Here is a 3,722-nt window from a genome sequence, read left to right as displayed (position 1 = left end):
GCCCTGCCGTTATGCCCCGACCGCCGAGAGGTCACCCGAACAGGAACCGTGTTCGACTGGTCAAGCCTGCTGAGCGGTAAGCGGATGGCTTCTTAGCCCAGCGGTGACGTTGACGATGCGATACCAGGGCACATGAACGCGGCACGGTCCGTACGGGTGTCCGGCAGGAGGAGCCAGTGGCCGGTCATGAGGTCTATGCCGCCAGCGCATTGTCAGTGGTGGCCGCGATACTGCTCGCGCGCTGGTGCCTGACGGGCCGAAGGACCAGGCCGCGCACTGCGGCGGTATCCCGCTGGACGGCGCGGACGGACGCGTCATGCGCTCAGCAAGCGGTGCGGGAGGCCGAAGACCTCGTGCACGGCTACTGGCGCCGGCTCAGTCCCCTCTACCTGTCCATACGCGACCACCATCAGCGCTGAGCCGATCGGTCAGCGCCTGGCCGTGCGGGGGATCGGTCAGTCGCTGAGTGCTTGGCGGAGGGTGTCACGGCAGTCGATCACTGCGTCGACGCCGACGATCTGCAGGGTGCGCAGCACGGCTTCGCTGGGTGCGGCCAGACGTATCCAGCCGTTGGCCTCGGTGAGGGTGCGGTGGGCGGCGACGAAGATGTTGATGCCGGTGGAGTCCATGAAGGTGACCCGGCTCAGATCGACCACGATGTGGGGGCGGGGAGCGCCGGAGGCGTCCAGGGCCTGGCGGAGCGCCTGACCGGTGTCATGGTCGATCTCCCCTGCCAGGGTCAGCACACGGATGCCGTCGGTGGCGGTGGAGACGACCGACAGCTGACCCGGCTGCTCAGCTTGTCCAGTGTCCGCCATCTTTCCCTCAGCCATGTCGGTGATCCTGGCACACCAGGACCTTCACCCAGCAGTGCTGCCCTGCACAGCCCGCGTAATGCCTTCCTATCGAGGGCGTAAAGCATGTACTACGCATGCACGGGTACGCGCTGGGGCGTGAACGGGGTAGGAGAAGCAGCCCGCGATGGAACCAGCCCCGGTGGGTGAGGACAACGCGGTACCGGATGAGCAAGCCATACAGACCACGGTGGCCCTGGACGGCGACGGCACATGCATCGCCCACGCCCGCCACCTCGCCGCCGGCTTCCTCACCCGTGTGCAGGCCGAGTTCGGCCTGCCGGTCTCGCAGCGTGCCATGGACCTCACCCAGCTGGTGGTCAGCGAACTGGTCACCAACGCCCTCAAGTACGCGCCGGGACCAGTCCTGCTGGATCTACGGATCGCCGGCGACGCGGTCGAGGTGGTGGTGTGGGACAGCGATCCGGTACTGCCGGTAGCGAGGGCCGCCCACGTGGGACGGGTGGGCCAGCACGGCCTGGAGATCGTGATGGCCGTCGCCCAGGGCTTCGAAGCGCAGCGCGAGCCAGTGGGCAAGCGCATCACCGCCCGCATCGCCCTCCTGGACGACCCCGGCGGCGCCATCACCGGACGGCGGCCCCTGTAGAGGGCGCGGGACCGCCCCAGTCAGACAGCCCGTGAGGCGGCCTGGCGGGCCAGTGCCGCGTGCAGTTCCCCGAGAAGGACATCGGGCAGCGCCGCGCCCTGACCGTGGTTGAGGACCTGTTCAGCGACCTGGGTGAGTTTGATGTTGGTGTGCTGGGAGACCTCCCGCAGCACCGTGAAGCCGTCGCGCGGGGGTATCTGGCCCAGGACGGTAAGGACGCCGATGGCCTGGTCGATGACGGCGTGCGAGGCGAGGGCCTGCCTCAGCTGCCGGTTCTCCGCCCGCAACCGTTCCCGCTCTTCTATCAGCTCATCGACGCACGCCGATGTGGACTGAGGAGGGGAAGGGACGGACGAGGCCAAGGCAATCACCGGGAAAGACAGCGGACAGGGGCACGCTCACACGCCTGCCCGGGTTTCCTGTCAGCATCCATCCGATTCCAACGCGTCACTACGCGGTGAGTCCCCCTGGTTGTAGCCTTCCGGAGGACAGCCGCGGGACCTTGCTTCCCCACCTCAGCGGGACGGGGCGCCACCTGCTGACAGAACTGGGTGCGCCTGCCGCCTGGATACACTGCCCCGTCGGGAGGAGCTTTTCCTCTGCCCGTGCCGGGACGGTCGGCGGGCGGCTTGATGTGAAGGAGCCCGAGAGTGGATGTCCCACATGCGGTGGGCGGGCCCGCCCCGGTGGAGTCCGGGAGGGCCGCGTTGGAGGTGAGCCCGTTGCCCGGTCGTGCCGGGATACGGGCCCGCGGTGAGATCAGCGTCCTCACTCGCCCGTCGTGGGAGCAGGCCCTGTCCGAGTTGGCCCGGCGGCACGCGGGCGTGTCGTACGTAGAGCTGTCGGATGTGGCGTTCGTCGACGTGGCCGGGGTCACCGCGCTGGCCATCACCGCCATGAACCTGCCCGACGGGAGGGTCGTGGTCGAAAATCCCCCGCCGCAGCTGCCGCGGGTGTTGGAGATGTTCTGGCCGGGCCTGGACCGGATCGAGGTGGCTTCGCGATGAGCACGGTGACCACCCGCGAGGCGTTCGTTCACCCTGCCCTCTTCTACCGCACCGAGCAGGAGTACACGCAGCAGACGGTGGCCTTCCTGAGCGAGGGTCTGACCAACGGCGAGCCGATGGCCGTGGCGGTGCCCGGCCCCAACCTGGAGCTGATCAAAGCTGGTCTGGGCGGAGATGCCGAGGGCATTCTGTTCCTGGACATGACCGAGGCCGGCCGCAACCCGGGGCGGATCATCCCCAAGGTGCTGCGCGGATTCGCCGACGCCCACCCGCAGGGCCGGGTGCGGATCATCGGCGAGCCGATCTGGGCCGGACGCAGCGCGGTGGAGTATCCGGCGTGCGCGCAGCACGAGGCGCTGATCAACGCCGCGTTCGAGGGCCGGGCGGTAACGATCCTGTGCCCCTACGACGAGGTGCGGCTGGATCCGCAGGTGATCGCCGATGCGAAGGTCACCCACCCGACCCTCATCAGCGGGGAGGGCCGTGAGTCGGTCAGCAGCGTCTACGACTGGCAGGCGGTCGTCGATCGGTACAACCAGGAGCTCGTACCTGCACCGGACGCCGTGGCCTTTGCCTTCGGTGATGAGGACCTTCCGGCAGTCCGTCAGTTCGCTCTCGCTCAGGCGATGCGGCTGGGCATGGCCGGGGAACGGCTCATGGACGTGGAGCTGGCGGTCGCGGAACTGACGACCAACAGCGTGGTCCACGGCGGAGGCCACGGGACACTCGCGGTCTGGGCCGAGCAGGGGCAACTGGTGTGTGAGGTCCGCGACGCGGGCCGACTGACCGACCCGCTGGCCGGCCGCCGCCCGCGGGAGCACGGCCAGTTGGGCGGCCGGGGCCTGATGATGGTCCACTACGTGGCCGACCTGGTGCGCGTGCACACCAGCGACGACGGCACGACCGTGCGCTTCTACCTCAGCTTGTGACAACGCGCGGGCGGCCACCTGCCCGGGTGCCCGCCCCGCTCGTCTCACGGACCTTGCATGTCTGCCAGCCCCGGTCCTGACCTCCGAGGGCACCGAGCTGCGGGAACGGCTGCTGAAGGTCCTGGCTGAGGAACCCCTGTTCGCCGCCCTGACGCAGGACGAGCTGGAGGATGCGCTCAAGCAGGCCCTCTCCCACGCTGAAATCCTCCAGGCATGACGGCGTCGGTCAGCTGAGAAGCCATCCGCTTACCGCTCAGCAGGCTTGACCAGTCGAACACGGTTCCTGTTCGGGTGACCTCTCGGCGGTCGGGGCATAACGGCAGGG

6 protein-coding genes are annotated in these 3,722 nt (G+C 68.7%); 3 read left to right on the top strand and 3 right to left on the bottom strand.

Features of this window, described 5'->3' with window-relative positions; translation table 11 throughout:
- Window positions 1-455: 455 nt before the first annotated feature.
- On the bottom strand, window positions 456-833 hold the full coding sequence (locus ABZT06_RS50305; RefSeq protein ID WP_355756613.1) for an STAS domain-containing protein: 378 nt from the start codon (window positions 831-833) through the stop codon (window positions 456-458).
- A gap of 148 nt (window positions 834-981) precedes the next feature.
- Between ABZT06_RS50305 and ABZT06_RS50300 the strand changes: the two genes are divergently transcribed.
- Window positions 982-1,461 carry an ATP-binding protein gene (locus ABZT06_RS50300; protein WP_355756611.1) on the top strand — a complete coding sequence of 160 codons (480 nt, stop codon included), beginning with the start codon at window positions 982-984 and terminating at the stop codon, window positions 1,459-1,461.
- 20 nt (window positions 1,462-1,481) lie between these two features.
- On the opposite strand, the gene ABZT06_RS50295 is transcribed toward ABZT06_RS50300, so the two are convergent.
- Complete coding sequence (locus tag ABZT06_RS50295; RefSeq protein WP_355756608.1) at window positions 1,482-1,748, bottom strand: ANTAR domain-containing protein; 267 nt, start codon at window positions 1,746-1,748, stop codon at window positions 1,482-1,484.
- A gap of 363 nt (window positions 1,749-2,111) precedes the next feature.
- Here ABZT06_RS50295 and ABZT06_RS50290 point away from each other — a divergent pair, with 363 nt between their 5' ends.
- Both ABZT06_RS50290 and ABZT06_RS50285 read left to right on the top strand, forming a co-directional pair.
- The gene (locus ABZT06_RS50290; RefSeq protein ID WP_355756606.1) at window positions 2,112-2,468 is read left to right on the top strand and encodes an STAS domain-containing protein; all 357 of its coding nucleotides are present in this window, start codon (window positions 2,112-2,114) and stop codon (window positions 2,466-2,468) included.
- Window positions 2,465-3,397, top strand: a complete 933-nt coding sequence (locus tag ABZT06_RS50285; protein ID WP_355756603.1) for an anti-sigma factor RsbA family regulatory protein — start codon at window positions 2,465-2,467, stop codon at window positions 3,395-3,397. The genes ABZT06_RS50290 and ABZT06_RS50285 overlap by 4 nt, the downstream gene beginning before the upstream one ends.
- On the opposite strand, the gene ABZT06_RS50280 is transcribed toward ABZT06_RS50285, so the two are convergent.
- Window positions 3,387-3,593 carry a hypothetical protein gene (locus tag ABZT06_RS50280; RefSeq protein WP_355756600.1) on the bottom strand — a complete coding sequence of 69 codons (207 nt, stop codon included), beginning with the start codon at window positions 3,591-3,593 and terminating at the stop codon, window positions 3,387-3,389. The genes ABZT06_RS50285 and ABZT06_RS50280 overlap by 11 nt on opposite strands.
- Window positions 3,594-3,722: the final 129 nt, after the last annotated feature.

The organism is Streptomyces sp. NPDC005483, assembly GCF_040606035.1.
Classification (GTDB): domain Bacteria; phylum Actinomycetota; class Actinomycetes; order Streptomycetales; family Streptomycetaceae; genus Streptomyces.
This window is presented reverse-complemented; position numbering and strand designations above follow the sequence as displayed.

Bases quoted from the DNA above. Each gene is read 5' to 3' on its own strand.
- ABZT06_RS50305 (WP_355756613.1), bottom strand. From the start codon at position 833: ATGGCTGAGGGAAAGATGGCGGACACTGGACAAGCTGAGCAGCCGGGT.
- ABZT06_RS50285 (WP_355756603.1), top strand. From the start codon at position 2,465: ATGAGCACGGTGACCACCCGCGAGGCGTTCGTTCACCCTGCCCTCTTC.
- ABZT06_RS50300 (WP_355756611.1), top strand. From the start codon at position 982: ATGGAACCAGCCCCGGTGGGTGAGGACAACGCGGTACCGGATGAGCAA.